Source organism: Mycobacterium sp. AZCC_0083 (assembly GCF_014202335.1).
Taxonomy (GTDB): Bacteria; Actinomycetota; Actinomycetes; order Mycobacteriales; family Mycobacteriaceae; genus Mycobacterium.
Genome location: NZ_JACHGP010000018.1, coordinates 100,935 through 119,793, shown reverse-complemented (window position 1 = coordinate 119,793; position 18,859 = coordinate 100,935). Strand labels below are relative to the sequence as shown.

The following is an 18,859-nucleotide window of genomic DNA, read 5'->3' as shown; positions in this document are numbered from 1 at the left end:
GCGTCCTACGCTTGTTCTTCTTCGGTCTCTTCGTCGGTGCGCTGCACGAACGTCTGTGCCGTCTCTTCTTCTTCCTCGGCGGCTTCTTCTCGCTGTGCCACCGGGGCGTCACCTTCAATGCGCTGAACGCCCGTTGCGGCTGCCGGAGCCGGGGCAGGCGCAGACATCACCTGGTCGGCATTGGCTACTGCCTCACGCTCGAAGCGGTCAGACGGATCGCTCACCTTCACCCCGCCACCAGCGTCCGTACCGTCGACAGGACCGCTCCGTTGTTGCACGACGTGCGTGAGTTCGTGCGCAAGCATGTGCTTGCCGGCAGCAGAGCCGGGGTCGTAATTGCCACTTTGAAAGACGATGTCGGATCCCACGGTAAAGGCCTGTGCGTTCACCGATTTAGCCGAGTGGTGCGCGGCGGCGTCGTTGTGGATGCGTACATCGCCGAAATCGTGGCCGAACCGGCCTTCCATGTCCGCTCGCAGCCCCGCTTCCAGTGGCGTACCTCCCGACCCCACCACGTCGTGCACCGGCGAGCGTACCTCTTCCAAAAGGGCTGCCGTTCCGGCATTTCCAGCTGCCCTCTGCAGACCGACGACGCCAGCTGGACCCGCGACATCGAGCCTTCCGGACAGCGCCGCGTTCATCGCGAGTGCGGATTCGGAGTCGTTGAGCCGCGATGACTTCGGACGCAAGCTGGCATCGCTGTCGTAATTGTGGTCATGCTCGTACATAAGCTGCCTCGCTTGATCGAGTTACTTGATCAACGATCCATCGAGCAGAGCATAGATGGAAGGACTCCGCGCGTGTCGGTTCGGGCAACAAATGTTGCCCGAAAGGGCACCAGCGCGCCCGCCGCCCGCCGCCTGTGCGTTTCAAGTGATCTGGCCCCAGCTATCGGCGCGAATTTGTGGCCCACCCGATTCATTCGACTCTCCCGCAATTTGTCTGTGTCCATCAGATTCGCCGCTGTTCGTGCAGTCAATTGGTTCCCGCCGCTGAGATGGAAGCTCATAGCGTTAGGTGGTCATGTTCGCCGTGCGGCGACGATTTCGATCCGGTGCGGGACGTGTGCGGGCTTCGCGGTGCGAATCACCTCGTCAAGTCGACGACGGTCAATGGCGTCCGGCTCATCGGTGACCACCAGGACCAGCAGGTCAGGAACCTCCTCACCCGGTGGCGCGGAGTCTGGGTTGGTGGACCACGACGTCGCACCCGATTCCACGATTTCGGTCTCGACGTTGAATGCCGCTCTGACCGCCTCTCGGATGCTGCGAGCGGTACCCCGCTCCGGTAACACCGCGGCACCGATCGCGATGGACGTGCGCTTGCGGGCCGCACCACCCTGATCGTCCAACGTCAACCCGATCCAGCCGGCCAGCCAGTCGAGCATGTCCACCGGTGCAGTGCCCGCATCCAGGTAAGCCGGAAAGCAATCCAGAATGGCGAAGATCGGCGCCAGGACATCGTCGAATGCGGTGCACAACTGTTGGGCGAAATCGTCGCCGAGGTAGAGCGCCGGCAGGGTGCTGCCGAGCGGATGCGGGGTAGCCACGCAGGCTGACGGGTTACTCATGCGATGCGCACTGACGGTTTGAGGGAGAACACCAGGCCATTTCGGGGCAGCATCAGCCGTGGCACCGGCTGGTTTGCCGCCACGCCCGAAGCGTCGACTTCGAACAGTTTTATGTCGACTTCCTCACTGAGGTCGACCCCGCCGACCCAGGCCAGGGCAGCGGACACTTCGTGCGGCTGGACCGCCCGACCGAGCGGCCAGCCTCGGCCGTCGGGCCCTCCTTTGAGGGGATGGAACAGTAGGTTCATGACACGGATAACATTGTTACGCAGCTGCTCCCGGTCAGACCCTGGCACCGCACTCAACCTGACGGCGATTCTGAGGCCACGGTAGGCCGGGGGCTCCACGACGACACGCGTGCCGACGACCCGGCGTTGGTCGAGGTATTCGGCGATGCGCTCAACGGTATCCGTTAGCGGGATCAGATCCTCACGACGCACCTGCCCGAAATCGTCGCTGGCGACGTTGGGAATGACCAGCACACGAACCAGCCCGGCGTGACTTTCATGGGCGGCAGTCAGACACTCGGCGCGACCGATCTCGGGGGCCACCTGCAGGGTCAGTTGCTGAAAGTCCTCTGCCGTCACTGCCTTTCCCCGAGTCTGCAGCAACAGCGGACCGCGGGCCTTGACCTCGTCGAGAGTCTCGGCGTCGGCGCCACCAACCGCTGCCCGGCGATTTTGCACCCGAGACACATAGGGCACGCTGGTCTTGAGCACACGGATCTGCCCGATGCTGACATTGCCTTTCTGGCCACCGCCGGTCCGGTACGCCGACATCCGCAGAATCGCCGATTTCGGTGGGATGGCACCGTATTGCTTTACCGCGCCGTCACTTTCCCGGATAGCAGGTCCGAAATGCACCTCGCCGGCGACCGAGTTGATGTTGAAACACGGGGTGGATTCGTCGGCCGACGCGAAGCTGTCGACCTGGTGCCACTCGGTGATGGTGTTCCCGTCGATCACCGACAAAACGTTTCCGGTCCAGGGCAGGGCGGGCCGCTGCTGCAGGACCAGGCGTTGGCCCGGAGTGCCGTCCGAGCTGCCCACTACCTCGTCACGGACGACGCGCGCGTGGATGATCCGCGCGGTGCCGCCGACCGTGCATGCGGTGATGGACGTGATGATCGGCGATTCCCGATACGACGGGCGCTCCGGTGTGGCGTCCAGCAGCCGGCACCGCAGCCACCCCTTGGGCTGGCCGCTGATTCCGGCGGGCGTGCCGTGGCCATGCCCCCGCGGCACGTGGAGGACGACGTCACCCGGACGGTTGAACGCGCGGGTTTCGTCGCGCTCGACTTCGCAGGGCTCCCAGGTTGATCCTCCGGTCCAGGCCTCCCACACGTAGGGCGGATTGTCTGGATTGACGCCGACTCCCGACACCCGACAGTCAAAGCGCAGCAACACTACGCACGACGGCACCGCGTCGCTCAGCCCGACCCACATCGCGTCGCCGGGCGTCGGTAGCGTCGAGAAACTGGCGAACGCCGGGCCGGTGGCATCATTGCGACGTTCTTCGGGTTGGCCGCCTTGCGCGACCGTTACGACCCTACCCGAATCCAGAGAACACGGCACGATGTCCAATTGTTCGGTCGTCGAAAACACAATGGGCTCTTCAACATCGGTGCGATCGGTGCTTACCTCAGTTTCGGCGCGAACAGTCACCGCTTGCGGTTGCGGGGCCGACAGCCAGAACGTCACCTCGGCCTGAGCCGCTCCCGGCGGCCGCAATTGCAGGCCCAGCAGGTCGAGGAACTTGATGTAGTGCCGATCGGGCACCCGGTTCAGCCGATAGATCAGCTGGTCGACCATCATCGCGAAAGTCTCGATCAAGGTGATGCCAGGATCTGAGATGTTGTGATCAGACCATTCGGGGCAGCGCAGTCGCACCAACCTGCGAGCGTCATCGACGAGCCCCTGGAACGTGCGGTCATCCAGATTCGGCGCTTCCAGCATCTCAGAGCCCTCCCCCGCTGAGTGCCGACACATGCTCGGCAACAATCTGTTTGGGCTCGTCGGGAATGACGTAGAACGGGAAGACGAGGTTCCGCTCGTCGTTGTCGCCGCGGATCACATAGACCACGTCGATGTAGAACGTGCCCAGTTCGGCCTGATCGAACCCAACCCGAACGTCCGCGACGTCGATGCGTGGTTCCCATCGGTCCAGAGCGGCCCGGACGTCGCTCGCGATCGCTGCCGCCGTTGTGGCGTTGGTCGGTGAAAACAGATGATCCTGTACGCGGCAACCGAATTCTGGGCGCATGGGCCGCTCGCCCGGCGAAGTGCGCAGGATGATCTCGATGGCCTGTTCGATGTCTCGCGCTTGGGTCGCCAGCGCTACCCGACTGGTCGCGTCGACACTCAACGGAAAGTTCCACCCAGCTCCAATGAAATCCGCGGGCATACTCGCCCCCCTTCAGTTGATCTTGACCGGCGTACCGGTAATGACGTTGGGCCCGCTGGCCTGGAACTGAGCCGAGGTCGTAGCGGAAACTTTGACGGTGGTGCCCTCCACCGTCACCGGCCCCGTGGTCTTGAGCTCGAGAAGTCCGGTGCCGCCCTCCACCGAGACCCCCTGCTGCGCAGTCATCTTGATCTGGCGGCCTTTCAGCTCCAAGTTGCCCGACGACGACTCGATGACGACGCCGTTCTTCCCGTCGATCTGCACGGTGCCGTCACTGTGCACCGTGATCTTTGTACCGACCGCGTCCAGCGCGACGCGCAGTTTGCCGTTCCCGGTCTGCACGTCGATGCCCTCGGTCTTGCCGGTGTCATCGAGGACGTCGATCCGGTGTCCGTTGCGTGAGATGAACGACCGGCGGTTGATGGCGCCCGACCCGGAGTCGACGACAGCGATACCGTCACTCTTGGGTTTGTCGATACCGTTGAACAACCCGCCAATAACGTAGGGCCGCAACTGATCCTGTTGCTCGAAAGCCACCAGTACCTCGTCCCCTACTTCGGGCACCACCATCGCGCCACGGTTCTTACCGGCTCCGGACTGGACCGTGCGTGCCCAATCAGTGACGTAGTCGTCGGACAGCCACGGGAAGGTCAACTTCACCCGCCCTTGATGTTCAGGGTCATTGACGTCACTGACCTGCGCGATGACCACCCCGCCGCCCATCCGCTCCCGGCCCGCCGCCGCGGTCAGCCCGTACAAGCTGCGTTCCTGCCGGCCGGTGACGGCGAAGGCGGTGGTGTATCCAGTGGTCGGCTCGTAACGATGCCGCACCGTGGTGAGCGTGTACTTCCCGTCGAATGGCTTGCCGGCGTGCTCGATGCTGATCGCGACATCGGGGCGGAGCTTCGGATTGCCCCGCGCGACCGCGTCGATTTCGGCGAACGAGCTGCCGATCTCTTCAACCAACGCCTTAGCTGCGGAGTCGGCCTCCGATTGCGTTCGGTACGCCACGTCGGAGGCCACGTATGTCGGGTTGCCGAACGGCTTGGCCATCGCAGCCGGATCTGCCGAGGCCAGCTGGACACTCTTGGTGCCGGCCTGTGCGTTGCTGACAATCTTTCGTTTCTGGCTGATGTCCCAGCCGCGGACCTCGACACCACCGACTTGCTCAGCCGCGGTGATCACCGAACGAAACCGCAAGATATCCGCACCGACCTGCAGTACAAGAGGATTGGCACCTGAATCACCAGATGGCGACGGCGCGGTATCGGCCGTCTTGCGCGGCCCGAAGTCGAGTTTGTTATCTCGGACGGCCACCTCGTACCCGATGCGCTTGGCCATGCCATCGAGAAACTCCCAGTCGGTCTGCCCGCACTGTCCGATGTGGTCGTACACCGTCGAACTGGACTTCACGTTGCCCGCCGACAGGCCCACCCGCTGGGCCACCTTCTTGACGGCGTCGGAAGCCGTTGCCTGGGTGTAGGACTCGGTATGCCGACCGCGGAACAACCGATGCGCCGGATCGTATCCCCTGATGATGGTGAACGATCCGGTGCCGTCGACCTCGGCCTCCAATGACGTCACCTCTGCCGAGATCAGTTTCTCCGGCGTCGTGCTGGCATCGGTCGTCACCGATATCTCGAGTTTTGCACCGATCGTCACCCCGGACTTTTCCACCACGATGCGACCGGGATCGCGGAACCGCAGCATGAACGCGTCGGGCAGCCGCAGGCTGCAGTCGACGTACGCTGAAACCAGCAGGGCTGCCGCGTCACCGGACAGATCGCTGCCGTTCAACTTGACGAGAAAATGTGCGCTGCTTGGCATTCTAGTTCCCGGGCCTACCCCAGCAGTACTTCCACGTTGGGCAGCAGAACTTGGGCGCCGTTAGCGATACGCATCGGATCATCAATGCTGTTGTACGTGGCCAGCGGTCGCCACAGTTTGGAGTCGCCATACTCGCGGTAGGCGACCAGGGCCAACGTGTCCCCGGCGATCATGGTGTGCGCCCGATCGACCGCCAGTACGCCCGACGTCGGGTTCTGTTTGGCGGCCTCTGACGGCATCTCCTCAAGGTTCACCGTGCACACCGCGCGAATCGGGATGCCGTTGGAGGCGAATCGCGTGTATTTGGCGTTCACCTGGGTAACGACAGCCGGAAAGCTGCTGACACCGCCCCATTTGAACACGACCATCGGTGGCATCGGACTCTTCGGAACGGTCTTCGCGAGCGGAACGCAGCAACTGAACAACTTCTCGACCGCGTCCACGACGCTCAGGTCAGCTTTGAGAGCCGCATCGAAGAACATCTCCACCGTCATCTTGCAGGGGTCGGCACCCTTGTACTCCGGTGGTCCGGACTTCTTGGCGCCCTTGGCTGGCTGGCGCTCCCACTTGGCAGACTTGCTGATCGTGACTTCTTTGGGATTGAACTGAAAGGTGATCTTGCCCAACGACGATCCCGTCGCGCTTCCGCCCTTGGCTGATTGCGGCTCGTACATTTCCAGGCAGGCATGGTCGTGCGCCGCTCCCGAGTTGAGGATGCTCATGGACGACTGATCGGCGGGGCTGCCCGAGCTGGTGAGTGCAATTGCCGTGCTCATGTCTATGCGCCTCCTTGGAGAAATCCGTGGTGGGCGATTTCCAGTGTCTCGGTAAACACCTTGGGCGAGTCCAGATTCAGAGACGGGCCGGTCCAGCGGACCGGCACCACTCCGTTGAGGGACCATTTGGCGACCGGTTTGCCGTCGGCGCTCAACGCCGAGATCACTGCGGTGATCGGCTGCACGCTGTGCAGCGCATTGGTAATCCAGGTCGTCAACTTTTGGCTGTCAGGGCCGACGGGCCGGGTGAGCTTGATGTTGCTGTACTTCATCCGGGTCGGCAACTGCCAGACCATCATGTTGTTGCCGCCCTCTTCGCGCTGCTCAAGCACCACTTCCAGACCCAAACCCTCGCAGCTGTTGAACATGCCGATCGAGGTCTTGTCGAGCTCGACGGAAAAAGCGACTCCCACCGGCGAATCGTCATTGGCCATCGGTTCCCCCAGTCATCGGTGCAGATTCATCAAAGCGCCGGCCCGCTCGCGGTCCAGCCACAGCTCGGCCCGTAACCGGGCGGCTAGCGGCTCGTACAGTCGACCAACCAATTCATCCACGTTCGTCGGTGCTTGCGCCGGCGCAGGCGCAGGAGCTGGCGCGGGTGCCGACGCAGCCTGTACGGGTGCTGCCTCCTCGGCCAATGAGTGCTCGGATATTCTCTGCGCGACGGTGATTGGGTCCGGAGCTGATTCGACTTCCCGCTGCGCAGTCGGTGCATCGAGCGTCATGGTCGGCACCGTGGGAGGCTCGTCGTGCCCGCGCGGCCGCCCGACGCGCGAGTCGGTCGCGGGTTGACCGAAGTCACCGAACATACGCTGCAACGACATTGGCTGCGCACTGTCGGCCAACCCCTCACGAGTCTCGGTGCGAACCGGCGGCAGCAACACAATGCGGCCAGGCAATGACGGTCCGTCGACCGGGGGCGGCGCGGTGGGCACCCCCGCGCTGGACGTCGTCATCGCCGTACTGACTGACACTGGCGCGTTGCCTGATTCAGCGTCCTTGGCGCGTTGGAGAACCGGCAACGCAGCAATCGGCTGCGCCAGACTTGCACTGCGGCTCTCCGGTACCGCACTCCGCTGCGCGGTGGGCACCGCAGTGCTGTCTGGCTGACTAAGCGGCGCGGCCGTCACAGCTGCAGACGCGGGGTTGTCGGTCTGCGCTGCCAGTTGGGGCTTCGTGGTGCTCAAACGTCCAGCCGGTGTGGCGAAAGTGTGATGGGTGCTGTCGCCGGCGTCGATGTGGGCCGTGGACCGCTGGACCTCGACCGGCACACTGAAACCGGCCGGCGACGCGGGAAATTCCACCCCGGCCTCGGACGTCGTGAGCGCCGTGCGCGGGACTTCGCCGGTCACGGCTCCGGTGGCCGCCCGGATGCCTGCCGCGGCCTCAGCAGGACCACCGACGGAGCGCTGCACTGCGCTTACCGCAGGTCCGTCGGAGATCGGTTGAGGTTGCACACGAGCTGAGCCGCCAATGCGCGGAGCCAATGGCACAGCTATCGCTGACCGCTGCACACCCACGGCGCTCGCTGTATCCGCATCGGCGGCGACACGCTGCATCAGCGCGGGCGTCGGGGGCGAGTCGATCGGCCGCACGGTCGGCTCCACCCCGTCGACATCACCAACAGCGTTGCGTTGCAGCGTATTTACGACAGTATGCGCACTTGGCGCTACCGCGGCGGGGATCGAAGGCGGGATGGTGGCAGGTAGGGGCAGCGGCGGTGTGGCCCGGGCGTTGTGGTGTGGGGTGACGGCGGCGGGTGTGGTGGCGTCGAGCGCGGTACGCTGCGCGGCGCTCACGACCGATCGAGCGAGAGCGGGCCTTGGCGCGGCGGAGGCAGCCGGGATTGGGACGACAGTGCCGTCCACCGCCGAACGCTGCAGCGCACTCGCCTCGGTTGGTACATCGCCAGACGATTCGACAATCGGCTGGACTGACGCTACGTCCAGGTGCGGATGGGCGGATGGCGCTGGCGCGGCTGATTCAACGGATCGCTGTGCTGCGGTCGCGCTGGGTCCCTCGGCCACTACCGGTGACGGCCCACTGGGCTCGACGTGGTCAACGATCGGAACCACCCGCGGCTGTGCGGGATCCGTGGCCTCGACGAGGGAGCCTGACGACATCGCACCACCGACGTAGGGCTCGATCGCGTCGCTCGACATCAACGGAAGTGTCGGCGGAGGTGACGACGCGACGGCGCCCAGTGCTGCGCGTTGCACGTTCAACGGCGGCATCCACTGCCGCGACGAATGCGGCGCTGGGAACGACGTGGTTCGCGCAGCACCGGAATTGGGTTGCTGCGCCATCCCGAGCACCGAGATCGGAGGACCCGTCGTGAGCAATGCGGGGCGGTTTTCCGAAATCAACGCCGGATCCTGAGCAGTGGCCAGCGACGAGGTGAAACTGCGCGGAGGCGCAGTCAGTTCCATCGCGCCGATGGTTCTCTGGATGGGGGGCACAGCCCGCCAACCGGGATCCACGGGTGCCGACGGACCCGCCTGCGCGGAGGGCTGTTCCTCCACCGCCGGACGGGATCGGCTCCACGGCCAGTTGATCGGCATCGTTTCAGCCAGCCCTTCCGCTCGCCAACGCAAACTCCTTGGCAAGACGCAGATAACGTTGGCGATCGGTGTGTTCTAGATCGAGCAGATCGTTCAGCGACCAGTGCAGGTGGAATGCCAAGTACGAGACCTCTTCATGCAGACGGTCGGCCCCGTACGTCATGATTCCCCCAGGCGACTCCCGGCGAAGTCGACGGCGAACTCACTGCTGCAGTTCGGGCAGGCAACCCTCGCGTGGGTATGCCCGTCGAGATTGATGCGACGGTAAAGGTCTTGCAGGAAAGCAAGATCCGAGGCGAACAGGTTCTCGATGACGCCGGCGTGGATGTCTTCGAGACCGCCCAGTTCAGTCACCACCCGGCCGATGAGGACCACCGACAGGTAGTCGGCGTTCTCCCGCACCCGATCATCGCGCTGCGAGACGAGCTCGTCACGGGCAGTCGCCAGACGCATGACGCCTTCGCGGTGCACCGTGCCGGCCGAGTCGACGTAGCCCCGCGGCAGAACGAACCGAAACGCCGTTTCCAGCCGCGGCGCCGGTGACGAGTCGTCATCCTGCGAGTCGGCGAGGCCCGCCGAGCCGCTGGAATGACCTCTACGCACCCTCGGCTTCGATCCGCTCGTAGGTGAGGGTCAGCTTCTCGGTGAGCACGCTCGTGTCCCCGGCCTTGAGGCTGCTCAACTCGAGGCTCTTCGGCCAAGCGGCAGTGATCTTGTACCGCTTGACGGGCTTGCCTTCGTAGTCGAACACGATGATCGCGCCGCCCTTGCGAACGTCGGCCATCTTGCCGAATTGCGAGTCCTTGACCCATTTGTCGAAGCTATGGTCCTCGGTCAACGGGCGGGTGAGCGTGCACTCGCCCGCCTTCCAGCGGCCGGGCAGCTTCTTGATGGTGTATTTGCCGTCGGGCCCGTTGGATTTGTACTCGATGACGTCCTGCTCCATCTTCAGGCCGCTGACCTCGGTGATGCTCTTGATCTGGAGCCCGTCGAACTCCAGGCCGAATGAGTGGCCGACCGAGCTGTCATTTTCGGGAAGTGCCATGACCTACCTACTTTCTGAGTGTTCGTGCCTTCTGAGTGTTCGTGGTGTTATTCGGCGACCAAGCTGGTGCCGCCGGAGAACTGCGACAAGCGGAAGATGACGAACTCGGCGGGCTTCACCGGCGCGACCCCGATGAAGCAGCACACTTCACCGGCATCGATGCCCTCGGCCGGGTTTGTCTCGTCATCGCATTTGACGAAGAACGCGTCATCGGGGGTCAGCCCGAACAGCGCACCCTTGCGCCACTCGTTCACCAGGAACGCGCTGATGGTGCGACGAAGCTTGGCCCACAACGCCTGATCATTCGGCTCGAAGACCACCCAGTCGGTGTTCTGCAGGATCGACTCCTCCAGATAGTTGAAGAGCCGGCGGATGTTGACGTAGCGCCAGGCCGGGTCGGAGGACATCGTCCGCGCACCCCACACCCGGATGCCACGTCCCGGGAACGCCCGAATGCAGTTGATACCCACCGGATTCAGCAGATCGTGCTCCTTGCGGGTGATCTGTGTCTCCAGCGCGATCGCGCCGCGAACAATCTCGTTCGCCGGGGCCTTGTGGACACCGCGGGTGTCGTCGTTGCGACCCCAGATGCCGGCCACGAACCCGGACGGCGGGAGGTAGTTGTCGCCTCCCTTGGTGCTGACCCAGGGCCAGTAGAGCGTGGCGTACTTGGAGTCGTACCGGGCCTTGTCGACCCGCCACTCCTTGACCTGCTGCGCATTCAGGCCGGGCGGCGGGTCGAGGATGGCCATCCGATCGCCCATGAGTTCGCAGTGGGCGATCATCGCCGTCTGAACCGACTGCACGGTGTCGAGGTCGATGGCCCCACGCTGGTAGGCCGTCATCAGGTCTGGCATGCAAACCATGGTGATCTCGTCGATGGCTTCGAGCCCTGAGACGCCGGTCCGATCGGCAGCGTCGCCGATGTAGTCATCGCTGGTCAGCCGCGCGGGTGGAGTTGCCTCCGCGTCAGCGGGGGACGCAAGCACAACCTCGGTACCGGGTTGCAGATCCTGAGCTGGCCGCCCTGCGATCTGCTCGAGTTTGATCACCTGGGAGTCGGCGTTGACGACGTTGACGACATTGGTTTTGCCGCGCGCCGTCGTGACGTCGAGGTGCTCCTCGACGACCTGCCCGTCTCGCGACACCACGAGTTTGATGGCCTTTGTGGGCTCCTGCCCCTCGCCGCCGTCCTTCTGGTAGTCGAAGATCTCGACTTTGATGCTGTCAGCGGGGGCGCCCGAGTCCAGCGCCAATACCCGGAGGTTGGCGACGACGCCTTGCGGCCCAGCTGGAATCGCCTTCGGCGGCGCTCCGTTGTTGTCGGCCGTATCGCCGATCCGAACGATGTAGGAGTTACCGCCACCGTTCTGGAAGTACGCGAACACCGACTCCGCCAGGCAGGCGCCGTCGATAAACCCGCCGAACGTGGTGGTGAATTGTGTCCAGTTGCTGACCAGCGTGGGCTGGTTGAACGGCCCCTTCCCGGCCAGACCGATGAAGGCAGCCACGGCGGTTCCGACGCCTTCGATCGGCCGTGACCCGGAATCGATCTCCTCGACATAAACACCCGGTGACAGATACGTCGGCATGGGGCCTCCTCGGTAGGCACGGTGAGATTCGTGGGCTGGCGTTGATGCTGCGCCATTCGACAGGTGCGCGGCAGGGACGCTCGGACTGCCGGTCGGGCATCAATGTGTGCCCGTTGGGGCAAAACCAAAGACTCGGAGCATTCATGGTCGTCAACCGACGTATAACGCCAATGGACTTCGGCATTGACCAGGGGAACCCTCGTGGAGGACCACCCCGAATAATTGCCCGATCGAACGGGGCATCTGCTCGCCCGTATCAGGCATGATCCTTCAATGGGTACCCTGCGTGCTTCGCAGCATGAGGACGTCAGCAAGACCGGGCGCGATCCACGAGGACGGTCCCCGGTCTCCCAAACCAGCCAAACAGCGGGCGTCGCAGCATTCGCCCCTCGCGAAGGAGCTTCGACCTGGGATCGGGGTTCAGGGGCCAGACTCGCCGTCCAATTGCAGCGAACGGTCGGCAACCGGGAAACACAGCGACTGCTGCGACCGACCCCGGGCGCGGGGGCGCCCAATGTTCAGCGCGCCACCGTTCAGCGCGCGCCGACCAAGCCGTTGGTCCCGTCGGTGAATGACATCGAGATACTTGGCACGAAACTCAAGACGCGGCAACTGAATGTGTCGGTGTTCACGAGGAACGCCACGCAGGACATCAATGCACTCCGCGAGTACTTCAAATGGGTCAATGCGGTCTACCGGCGTTGCTACGACCATTACGATCTGGTCATCAAGCAGGCGGCGGCCGAGGCACAGACCGAGCAAGCCTGGCTGGATTACGCATCTGGCGCCGCGATCGGGATCGCCGTCGGCCTGGCCGCCGAAGGCGTGATCGCCGCAGCCGCCAAGGCCGGCCTCGCTGCGGAGAAATCGCTGGAGGCCATCGGCGAAGTCGCCGGAGAATTCATCGAGGGCGGCATTTCCGCGAACGTGAAGTTCGACGTGCCGGTCCCCAAGATCGCACCCGAGCTCTCCCCGGCGTTACGGCAAGTCCAAACGCTGCAAAAGTTGGATGATCTCAGCGCGGCGGTTCTTCCGATGGCGACGGGTTCGCAGGTGTACACCGATGCGATTGTGGGCACCGAGCGAATTTCGGCTGACCTACGGGTCGGGGAAGCCGGTGGCAAGCGCCGCATGACCGATTCGGCGATTCAGCAGGAGCACGTGAAACTGATGCGCTTCGAACTTGCCAGTTTCCAAAGCGACCGCGAGGTGGACGCGGTCGCGGCTCGGTTCGACGCTCTACGAACGGCTTACAACGGCAAGCAACCGCCATCGGATATGCGCTGCGAACAGGACATCTGGATCCCCTGGATTGCTCAGCAGTCCGGCGAGGCGATCCGCAATGTCTTCATCACACCGGTGCTGAGCAGGCCAGTACTAGCGAACCACCTCGTGGACATCGGGCTCGCAGCGCGTGGCGGTGCCGGGGGCCGGCTGAATGCCGATATTTCTAAGTCCCGGAGGACCAAACCGGAAGAGATCACGTCGACGCTGGAACCCCACCAACAGTTGATCGTGGGGGCGCGAGCCGAAAATCCCGCTCTACCCCAGGTTTGGCGTGCCATTTTCCTTCTCGACAAATGATCAAGGCCAAACGTGACGCCGAATGGACTCGTCAATCAGATTGCGGCAGCGCCGAGTATCGGTTCCGCCGTGACATTGCTTCGCCGAATACCGCGTTCATTGCTGATGAAAGAAGCGTCGTAATCGAAATTAGATATTCTCAGGACGAAGCGATCGCGGTCACGCCTTAATGTCGCGATTACGTTCACAGAACTTGGCCGTGTGTGTTTGGATACGGGCCGGGCGTTGGGCTGCTGGTTGCTGATGGTTGCTGCTGGGTGTGATCGAGATGGCGGGGTCGGTGATGAGCGGTCGGGCGGACCTGGATTTGGTTTGGGTGCTGGCGGTCGACTTCGGTACCACGGCGACGGCGGCGGCGGTGCGCGAACCGGACGGCAGAGTTGCTGGTCTGGTTCTGCCTGACGGGACGTCGACGATGCCGTCATCGGTACTCGCCGACCCCAACGGTGTGCTGGTCGGTACCAAGGCCGACAGTGCGGCGGGGTATAGCCTGGATCGCTACCAGCCGACCCCGAAGCGTGACATCGGGCGGGCCAGCGTGCTGCTGGGAGACGCAGAGTTTCGGCCGTGCACGCTGATCGCCGCGGTGTACGCGGCGATCATCCGTGAGGCGGTGCGTCAACACAATCACCGCCCGCCCGAGCAGTTGGTGTTGACCCATCCGGTCGACTGGTCAGACCGGCGCCTCGATGTTCTGCGCGAAGCGGTTTCGATGGCTGCTGATCAGCTCGAGATTTCGCTACCCGATCCGACATTCATGCCGGAACCGGTCGCCGCGGCGACGCACTACGCGCAAGCCTCCGATCAGCCCACGGCCCGCATTACCACCACCTCCGCTGGTTCGGCTGTGGTGCCCTCTGAGGACGTGGTCGGCGATGAGTACTTCGCCGTGTACGACCTCGGTGGGGGTACGTTCGATGTCACGGTGTTGTGCCGCTCGTCGGATGGGTTCGAAATCCTGGCTACTGGCGGGATCGATCCGTTGGGCGGCTTCGAATTCGACAACCGGCTGTTCAACTACCTGGGGCAGACGCACTACAAGAAAGCCGACCCGAAACTTTGGCAGGCGCTTGACTACCCCGATCCCGAAGATCCTGACAGTGGCATGCGGCGGCGCATGCTCGACACGACGGTCCGTCAGGTCAAGGAAGAGTTGTCCGAGCACACCCAGCGCACGGTGCGTCTGCCCGGGTTGCCCGAACCGGTGCTGGTGACGCGCACCGAGTTCGAGAACCTCATCAGGACTGATCTCGATGCGACCATCGCCGAGTTTGAGGCGACGCTGGCCCGGGCCGGGTTGACACCAGATCAGTTGGCGGGGATCTATCGGATCGGTGGCGCATCGCGGATTCCGTTGGTGGGCAGCCTGCTTGATCAAATTGAGCGTCCCGTTCATGTCGTTGATCATCCGAAGACGGTCGTTGCGCTCGGCGCTGTGGTCGATGCGGCGGAGTCCGTCGAGCCAGCGGTAGTGGACGAGCTGCCCACCGGTGCGCAACCAGAGGGGCAGACGGAACTGCTTGCAACCGTCCCTGTTTCCGCCGAGGGCGCTGCTTCCGTCTCGCCCCGGCAGCGACTCGCCGACGAAGTGACCGCGTTGCACCAGTCGGAGAAGACCCGCACGGGGCCAAGCAAGAAGGTGCTGGCCGTCATCGGCGGGATCGCTGCGGCGGTGGTGGTGGCCGTCGTCGTTCTGGTAGTCATGCTCTCCTCGAAGCCGGACTCGGGCGTCTCCGGCCCGATTGGGCAGCCCCCAGCCGCCAGGCCCACCGGTTCATCCGAGCTGCCACCGCCCACCGGTTCATCCGACGTGCCATCGCCCACCGCTTCGACGAATCCCGGTTCAACGGACAGCGGCCCAGACCAGCTCATCCGGACACTCAACGCGGCAGGGATCGACACGACGTTGCCCCGCGGAAACGATGACCTGCGCGAGTACCTCGCCAATTCCGAGTTCACGCCGTATCCGGCTGTCGCCCAAGCACTCCTGGACGTGATCGGCACCCAGCGACTACGTCAGCCCGTAGCGATCGACGCCATCGTCTCCAGCTACGAAGTGTTGGCTGGTGCACCGCCGCCCAATCGCGCCGACCTCATCGACGTCGGCGTGCTCAAGAAGGCCGTGGTCGAGGAATACATCAGCCGGTACGGTGGCCAGGTGGCCGACTTCGAGTCGTTGTTGGTAGGTCGATAATGCGACGTGCTCGGGACGTCGAGCGGGGCCCACAACTGGTGGTAGGCGCCGATGACCTTGGTCGTCCAGCGTCGAACGCCAGTCAGTAAACCGCATCCAGGCTGGTCGAGGTTCCGTTGTCGCACGTCACGGTGAGATGGAATGCCGAACCGGTCGCGGGTCCGTTGGCGCTACCGGCTGGGACTCTCGTCTCTTGCGTGCCGACCAAGGTGAAGTCGTTGTCCACGCGGGCACCGATCGAGGCGGCCAGACCCGAAGTCGCGACAGTGTTCATGTGGCATCCAACCGTAGACCCGCTGGGGACATTCGTCATCGACACTAAGGCCGCCGTTATCGGATTATCGAGCCTCAACGTCACCTGCGGTGGCGGCGGAGGCGGTGGTACGTATGCCGGCACGTACTCCCTCGTTGCCGGCGGTTCGTACGCCGGTGGCGCCGCGGGCGCCTGAGGCGGCGGTGCAGCGGGTTGTGGTTCAGGAGCCCACGGATCTGCCGTGACGAGGATGTATCCCATCGACCACGTGGGATGGGGCGTAGCCGCATCGAATTTCGACCACGTGGGATGGGGCGTAGTCGCATCGAATTTCACGGGATCCTGATCGCTGGGCCCGAGCACCGCGATGCTCACGCCAGCGGCAATCGCAGCGCTCGCAACGAAAACCCCGGGGCGCCGATACCACGACGATGTCCTCTTCGCATCCATCTGCTCATCCTTCGATCGCGGTCGTCTCGATACATGAAAGTGTGACCTGAAGATGCAATGCGGGCATGAGTAGTTCGCTACTCGAGTTCTGGCACATTCACACCGTGATAGTGGTTTTCTGCGCGAACACCTTGGCCGCCGCCCGCACCGCGTCGGCGTCGCCGTCCGGGCTGTCAGCATTGATCCGCATCAGATACGTGCCGTCCGCTCCTGGGATCGCGACAACGTACTGCATGACCATCCGCGGCGCGCCGTCCTCGGTGTAGGTGCCGGCCAGTCGCGCTCCGGGAAAGCCACTCAACGAGGCCTGCACCGGAGGATCGCCCGCGTAACCTGGCAGCTGCTTAGCCGAACCAGCTGCAACAGCGAGAAGTTTCTCCGTGTCGACAACGCCCAGCAGCTTCTCGACGGTCACGATGAACCGCGGGGCATCGGCAGGCATGGTCGGCGCATCGAAGACGACCCCAAAGTAGTTGCTGCCCGGGCCTTCTGGTGTGCGTGTCCAGCCTGGCGGCACAGGGAGATCGATCTTCGGTGCGCCCGGCGTCGACGGAGTGACCGTCGTCGCCTGGATGTTGTTCGCCTTGATGTAGTCGTCGATGGTCGTGATAGGCCGAGGCGCTTCAACTGACGCCCCCAGCGACGGCGAAGACGGCGACGTGGTCACCGACGAAATCGGGGCTGACGTTTTCGAGGACTCCGAATCCTGCATCCCTACGAAGATCGCAACTGCTGCGCCGAGAGCGACGACCCCGGCCACCCCAGCGACGACCGCGGCGCTTGGTCTTCTGCGCCTGCGAGACCCCGCAAGGAGCGGTGGCGAATCGATCGGCGGTGGTGGTGGTGACATTTCAGCAGCCGGCTCGGCGGTCGATACTTGATCACTTCCCGTTGTCTCATCCAGCTTTTGGGCCGCGCTGATCAACGCAGAGGTATCGCGGTAGCCGGGTTGTTCTTGCTCGATCGCGGCAAACGCACCAATCGCTTCCCTCCACTGAGCCTTCTGGAGCAATTCAACTCCCCGGGCGTAGCGATTCTCGAGGTCGGCCTGACGCAGCCTGTCCCGCGCGTCGGCGACCATCCCGCCCGGATCCGGATCACCAGGGTTCAGTCGGGCTAGTTCATCTGCTTTCGCCACGACCTCCTGCCACTTCTCCGACCGGTACAACGCGGTCACTTCGTCGACGAGTAGCTGCCGGGGCGAGACGGAAGCAGCGCCACCCACGGGAACGGGCGCGGTGGTCTCCAGTTCCGTCGGCACGTGCGGCTCGTCGGCAACTCCCGACCCGACCGCGGCGCCAAGCGCAACGACCGTCTTCGGGTGATCAACGACGTGCACGGGACGCTGGAATTGATCAAGCAGGCTGCCCACCAACGGAATCCGCGATGATCCACCGATCCGATAGATCCCCGCTAACTGGTCCGCCGTCAACCCGGCCCTGGCCAGGGTCGCCTCGAGCTCGGCGATGGTCGCATCGAGATCACTCCGGATGAGATTCTCAAACTCGGTGCGAGTCACCAGCACCGGTTCGGGCAACCCGGGCAGACGCACCGTGCGCTGCGTGTGCTCGGACAACTCTTCCTTGATCTGACGGACCGTTGCATCGAGAAAACGCCGCCGCATACCACTGTCCGGGTCTCCGGCATCAGGTTGAGCAAGCGCCTGCCACAGCTTCGGATCGGCCTTTCTGTAGTGCGTCCGCCCAAAGTAATTGAACAGCCGGTTGTCGAAGTCGAAGCCGCCCAACGGGTCAATCCCGCCGGTAGCCAGGACTTCGAACCCGTCCGACGAGAGACACAGGACAGTGGCATCGAAAGTGCCCCCACCGAGGTCGTATACCGCGAAAAACTGATCGTCTGTCTGGTCACCCGATGCAGCGGCGGCCGAATCCGTGAAGGTGGCAGATCGCGCCGTATGCGCGTCGTCGGATGGATCCAGACGCGCGTAGTGCGTGGCCGCGGCGACCGGTTCCGGTATTAATGTCGGATCGGGTAGCGAAATCCCGAGTTGAGTGCCAGCCAACGAAACCGCTTCGCGCAGAACACCGAGGCGCCGGTCTGACCAGTCAACCGGATGCGTCAACACCAACTGCTCGGGCGGGCGCTGATTGTGTTGACGCACCGCCTCACCGATGATCGCCGCGTACACCGCGGCGATCAGCGCGCACGGCCGAAACTCCGAGTCTCCCAACAGCACACTGGCCCGGCCGACATCCCGCTTCGGGGTCGGCTGATAGCGATCCAGGCTATACCCCGCCGCACTGTCGGCCTTGGTACCGACCAGCACACCCGAGGGATCCGCCAGTACCGACGACGGCATCGTCACCGTGCCGTCAGACAGAACCAGACCAGCAACTCGCCCGTCCGGTTCGCGCACCGCCGCCGCCGTCGCAGTGGTGCCGAAGTCGATTGCCAGCACCCAGCCATCGGCCAGCATCCTCCGACTGCTCATCGCCGACCCCGCCATCTCGATAACGCCCAAGAGCAACCGTCATGACTGGCGCCCCCACGCTCGGCCGGGACGCCAATATCTGACGACCTTAGCAATTATGGTCATTGGCCACTGCATAGCCGGATCCACATTGATCAGCGCTTCGCGCAGAA

General features: G+C 63.9%; 16 protein-coding genes. 2 read left to right on the top strand and 14 right to left on the bottom strand.

The window, feature by feature from the left end:
* Positions 1 to 5: 5 nt before the first annotated feature.
* The 12 genes from HNP02_RS34075 to HNP02_RS34020 all read right to left on the bottom strand — a co-directional run bounded on the left by HNP02_RS34075 (position 6) and on the right by HNP02_RS34020 (position 11,774).
* Positions 6 to 728: a DUF4157 domain-containing protein gene (locus HNP02_RS34075; protein ID WP_184445086.1), complete on the bottom strand. Its 723-nt coding sequence runs from the start codon at positions 726 to 728 to the stop codon at positions 6 to 8.
* A gap of 293 nt (positions 729 to 1,021) precedes the next feature.
* Positions 1,022 to 1,570 (bottom strand): phage tail protein, encoded by a 549-nt coding sequence (locus tag HNP02_RS34070; RefSeq protein WP_184445085.1) that lies wholly within the window; start codon positions 1,568 to 1,570, stop codon positions 1,022 to 1,024.
* Positions 1,567 to 3,525 carry a putative baseplate assembly protein gene (locus tag HNP02_RS34065; protein WP_184445084.1) on the bottom strand — a complete coding sequence of 653 codons (1,959 nt, stop codon included), beginning with the start codon at positions 3,523 to 3,525 and terminating at the stop codon, positions 1,567 to 1,569. The genes HNP02_RS34070 and HNP02_RS34065 overlap by 4 nt, the downstream gene beginning before the upstream one ends.
* Position 3,526: 1 nt before the next feature.
* On the bottom strand, positions 3,527 to 3,973 hold the full coding sequence (locus HNP02_RS34060; RefSeq protein WP_184445083.1) for a GPW/gp25 family protein: 447 nt from the start codon (positions 3,971 to 3,973) through the stop codon (positions 3,527 to 3,529).
* Positions 3,974 to 3,985: 12 nt separating this feature from the next.
* On the bottom strand, positions 3,986 to 5,800 hold the full coding sequence (locus HNP02_RS34055) for a VgrG-related protein (RefSeq protein WP_184445082.1): 1,815 nt from the start codon (positions 5,798 to 5,800) through the stop codon (positions 3,986 to 3,988).
* 14 nt (positions 5,801 to 5,814) lie between these two features.
* Positions 5,815 to 6,576 carry a peptidase M23 gene (locus HNP02_RS34050; protein WP_184445081.1) on the bottom strand — a complete coding sequence of 254 codons (762 nt, stop codon included), beginning with the start codon at positions 6,574 to 6,576 and terminating at the stop codon, positions 5,815 to 5,817.
* A 2-nt stretch (positions 6,577 to 6,578) separates the two neighbouring features.
* Positions 6,579 to 7,010, bottom strand: coding sequence for a phage tail protein (locus HNP02_RS34045; RefSeq protein ID WP_184445080.1), 432 nt, complete (start codon positions 7,008 to 7,010; stop codon positions 6,579 to 6,581).
* 12 nt (positions 7,011 to 7,022) lie between these two features.
* The gene (locus HNP02_RS34040) at positions 7,023 to 9,005 is read right to left on the bottom strand and encodes a hypothetical protein (protein ID WP_184445079.1); all 1,983 of its coding nucleotides are present in this window, start codon (positions 9,003 to 9,005) and stop codon (positions 7,023 to 7,025) included.
* 136 nt (positions 9,006 to 9,141) lie between these two features.
* Positions 9,142 to 9,300 carry a hypothetical protein gene (locus HNP02_RS34035; protein ID WP_184445078.1) on the bottom strand — a complete coding sequence of 53 codons (159 nt, stop codon included), beginning with the start codon at positions 9,298 to 9,300 and terminating at the stop codon, positions 9,142 to 9,144.
* Positions 9,297 to 9,740 (bottom strand): phage tail assembly protein, encoded by a 444-nt coding sequence (locus tag HNP02_RS34030; protein ID WP_184445077.1) that lies wholly within the window; start codon positions 9,738 to 9,740, stop codon positions 9,297 to 9,299. Before HNP02_RS34030 ends, HNP02_RS34035 begins: the two co-directional genes overlap by 4 nt.
* Complete coding sequence (locus HNP02_RS34025) at positions 9,733 to 10,182, bottom strand: phage tail protein (RefSeq protein WP_184445076.1); 450 nt, start codon at positions 10,180 to 10,182, stop codon at positions 9,733 to 9,735. Before HNP02_RS34025 ends, HNP02_RS34030 begins: the two co-directional genes overlap by 8 nt.
* 47 nt (positions 10,183 to 10,229) lie before the next feature.
* Positions 10,230 to 11,774, bottom strand: coding sequence for a phage tail sheath subtilisin-like domain-containing protein (locus tag HNP02_RS34020; RefSeq protein ID WP_184445075.1), 1,545 nt, complete (start codon positions 11,772 to 11,774; stop codon positions 10,230 to 10,232).
* 273 nt (positions 11,775 to 12,047) lie between these two features.
* On the opposite strand from HNP02_RS34020, the gene HNP02_RS34015 reads away from it, so the two are divergent.
* Positions 12,048 to 13,358, top strand: coding sequence for a hypothetical protein (locus HNP02_RS34015; protein ID WP_184445074.1), 1,311 nt, complete (start codon positions 12,048 to 12,050; stop codon positions 13,356 to 13,358).
* Positions 13,359 to 13,626: 268 nt separating this feature from the next.
* Positions 13,627 to 15,552: an Hsp70 family protein gene (locus tag HNP02_RS34010; RefSeq protein WP_255507290.1), complete on the top strand. Its 1,926-nt coding sequence runs from the start codon at positions 13,627 to 13,629 to the stop codon at positions 15,550 to 15,552.
* A gap of 82 nt (positions 15,553 to 15,634) precedes the next feature.
* Here the strand turns inward: HNP02_RS34010 and HNP02_RS34005 are convergent, their stop codons facing one another.
* Together HNP02_RS34005 and HNP02_RS34000 are read right to left on the bottom strand one after the other, a co-directional pair.
* Complete coding sequence (locus tag HNP02_RS34005) at positions 15,635 to 15,826, bottom strand: hypothetical protein (RefSeq protein WP_184445072.1); 192 nt, start codon at positions 15,824 to 15,826, stop codon at positions 15,635 to 15,637.
* A gap of 526 nt (positions 15,827 to 16,352) precedes the next feature.
* Positions 16,353 to 18,707 (bottom strand): LpqN/LpqT family lipoprotein, encoded by a 2,355-nt coding sequence (locus tag HNP02_RS34000; protein WP_184445071.1) that lies wholly within the window; start codon positions 18,705 to 18,707, stop codon positions 16,353 to 16,355.
* Positions 18,708 to 18,859: the final 152 nt, after the last annotated feature.

What these genes read in the sequence shown, in the direction of transcription:
- HNP02_RS34075 (WP_184445086.1), bottom strand. Translation starts at nt 728, where the DNA reads ATGTACGAGCATGACCACAATTACGACAGCGATGCCAGCTTGCGTCCG.
- HNP02_RS34070 (WP_184445085.1), bottom strand. Translation starts at nt 1,570, where the DNA reads ATGAGTAACCCGTCAGCCTGCGTGGCTACCCCGCATCCGCTCGGCAGC.
- HNP02_RS34065 (WP_184445084.1), bottom strand. Translation starts at nt 3,525, where the DNA reads ATGCTGGAAGCGCCGAATCTGGATGACCGCACGTTCCAGGGGCTCGTC.
- HNP02_RS34060 (WP_184445083.1), bottom strand. Translation starts at nt 3,973, where the DNA reads ATGCCCGCGGATTTCATTGGAGCTGGGTGGAACTTTCCGTTGAGTGTC.
- HNP02_RS34055 (WP_184445082.1), bottom strand. Translation starts at nt 5,800, where the DNA reads ATGCCAAGCAGCGCACATTTTCTCGTCAAGTTGAACGGCAGCGATCTG.
- HNP02_RS34050 (WP_184445081.1), bottom strand. Translation starts at nt 6,576, where the DNA reads ATGAGCACGGCAATTGCACTCACCAGCTCGGGCAGCCCCGCCGATCAG.
- HNP02_RS34045 (WP_184445080.1), bottom strand. Translation starts at nt 7,010, where the DNA reads ATGGCCAATGACGATTCGCCGGTGGGAGTCGCTTTTTCCGTCGAGCTC.
- HNP02_RS34040 (WP_184445079.1), bottom strand. Translation starts at nt 9,005, where the DNA reads ATGGAACTGACTGCGCCTCCGCGCAGTTTCACCTCGTCGCTGGCCACT.
- HNP02_RS34035 (WP_184445078.1), bottom strand. Translation starts at nt 9,300, where the DNA reads ATGACGTACGGGGCCGACCGTCTGCATGAAGAGGTCTCGTACTTGGCA.
- HNP02_RS34025 (WP_184445076.1), bottom strand. Translation starts at nt 10,182, where the DNA reads ATGGCACTTCCCGAAAATGACAGCTCGGTCGGCCACTCATTCGGCCTG.
- HNP02_RS34020 (WP_184445075.1), bottom strand. Translation starts at nt 11,774, where the DNA reads ATGCCGACGTATCTGTCACCGGGTGTTTATGTCGAGGAGATCGATTCC.
- HNP02_RS34015 (WP_184445074.1), top strand. Translation starts at nt 12,048, where the DNA reads ATGGGTACCCTGCGTGCTTCGCAGCATGAGGACGTCAGCAAGACCGGG.
- HNP02_RS34010 (WP_255507290.1), top strand. Translation starts at nt 13,627, where the DNA reads ATGGCGGGGTCGGTGATGAGCGGTCGGGCGGACCTGGATTTGGTTTGG.
- HNP02_RS34005 (WP_184445072.1), bottom strand. Translation starts at nt 15,826, where the DNA reads ATGAACACTGTCGCGACTTCGGGTCTGGCCGCCTCGATCGGTGCCCGC.
- HNP02_RS34000 (WP_184445071.1), bottom strand. Translation starts at nt 18,707, where the DNA reads ATGAGCAGTCGGAGGATGCTGGCCGATGGCTGGGTGCTGGCAATCGAC.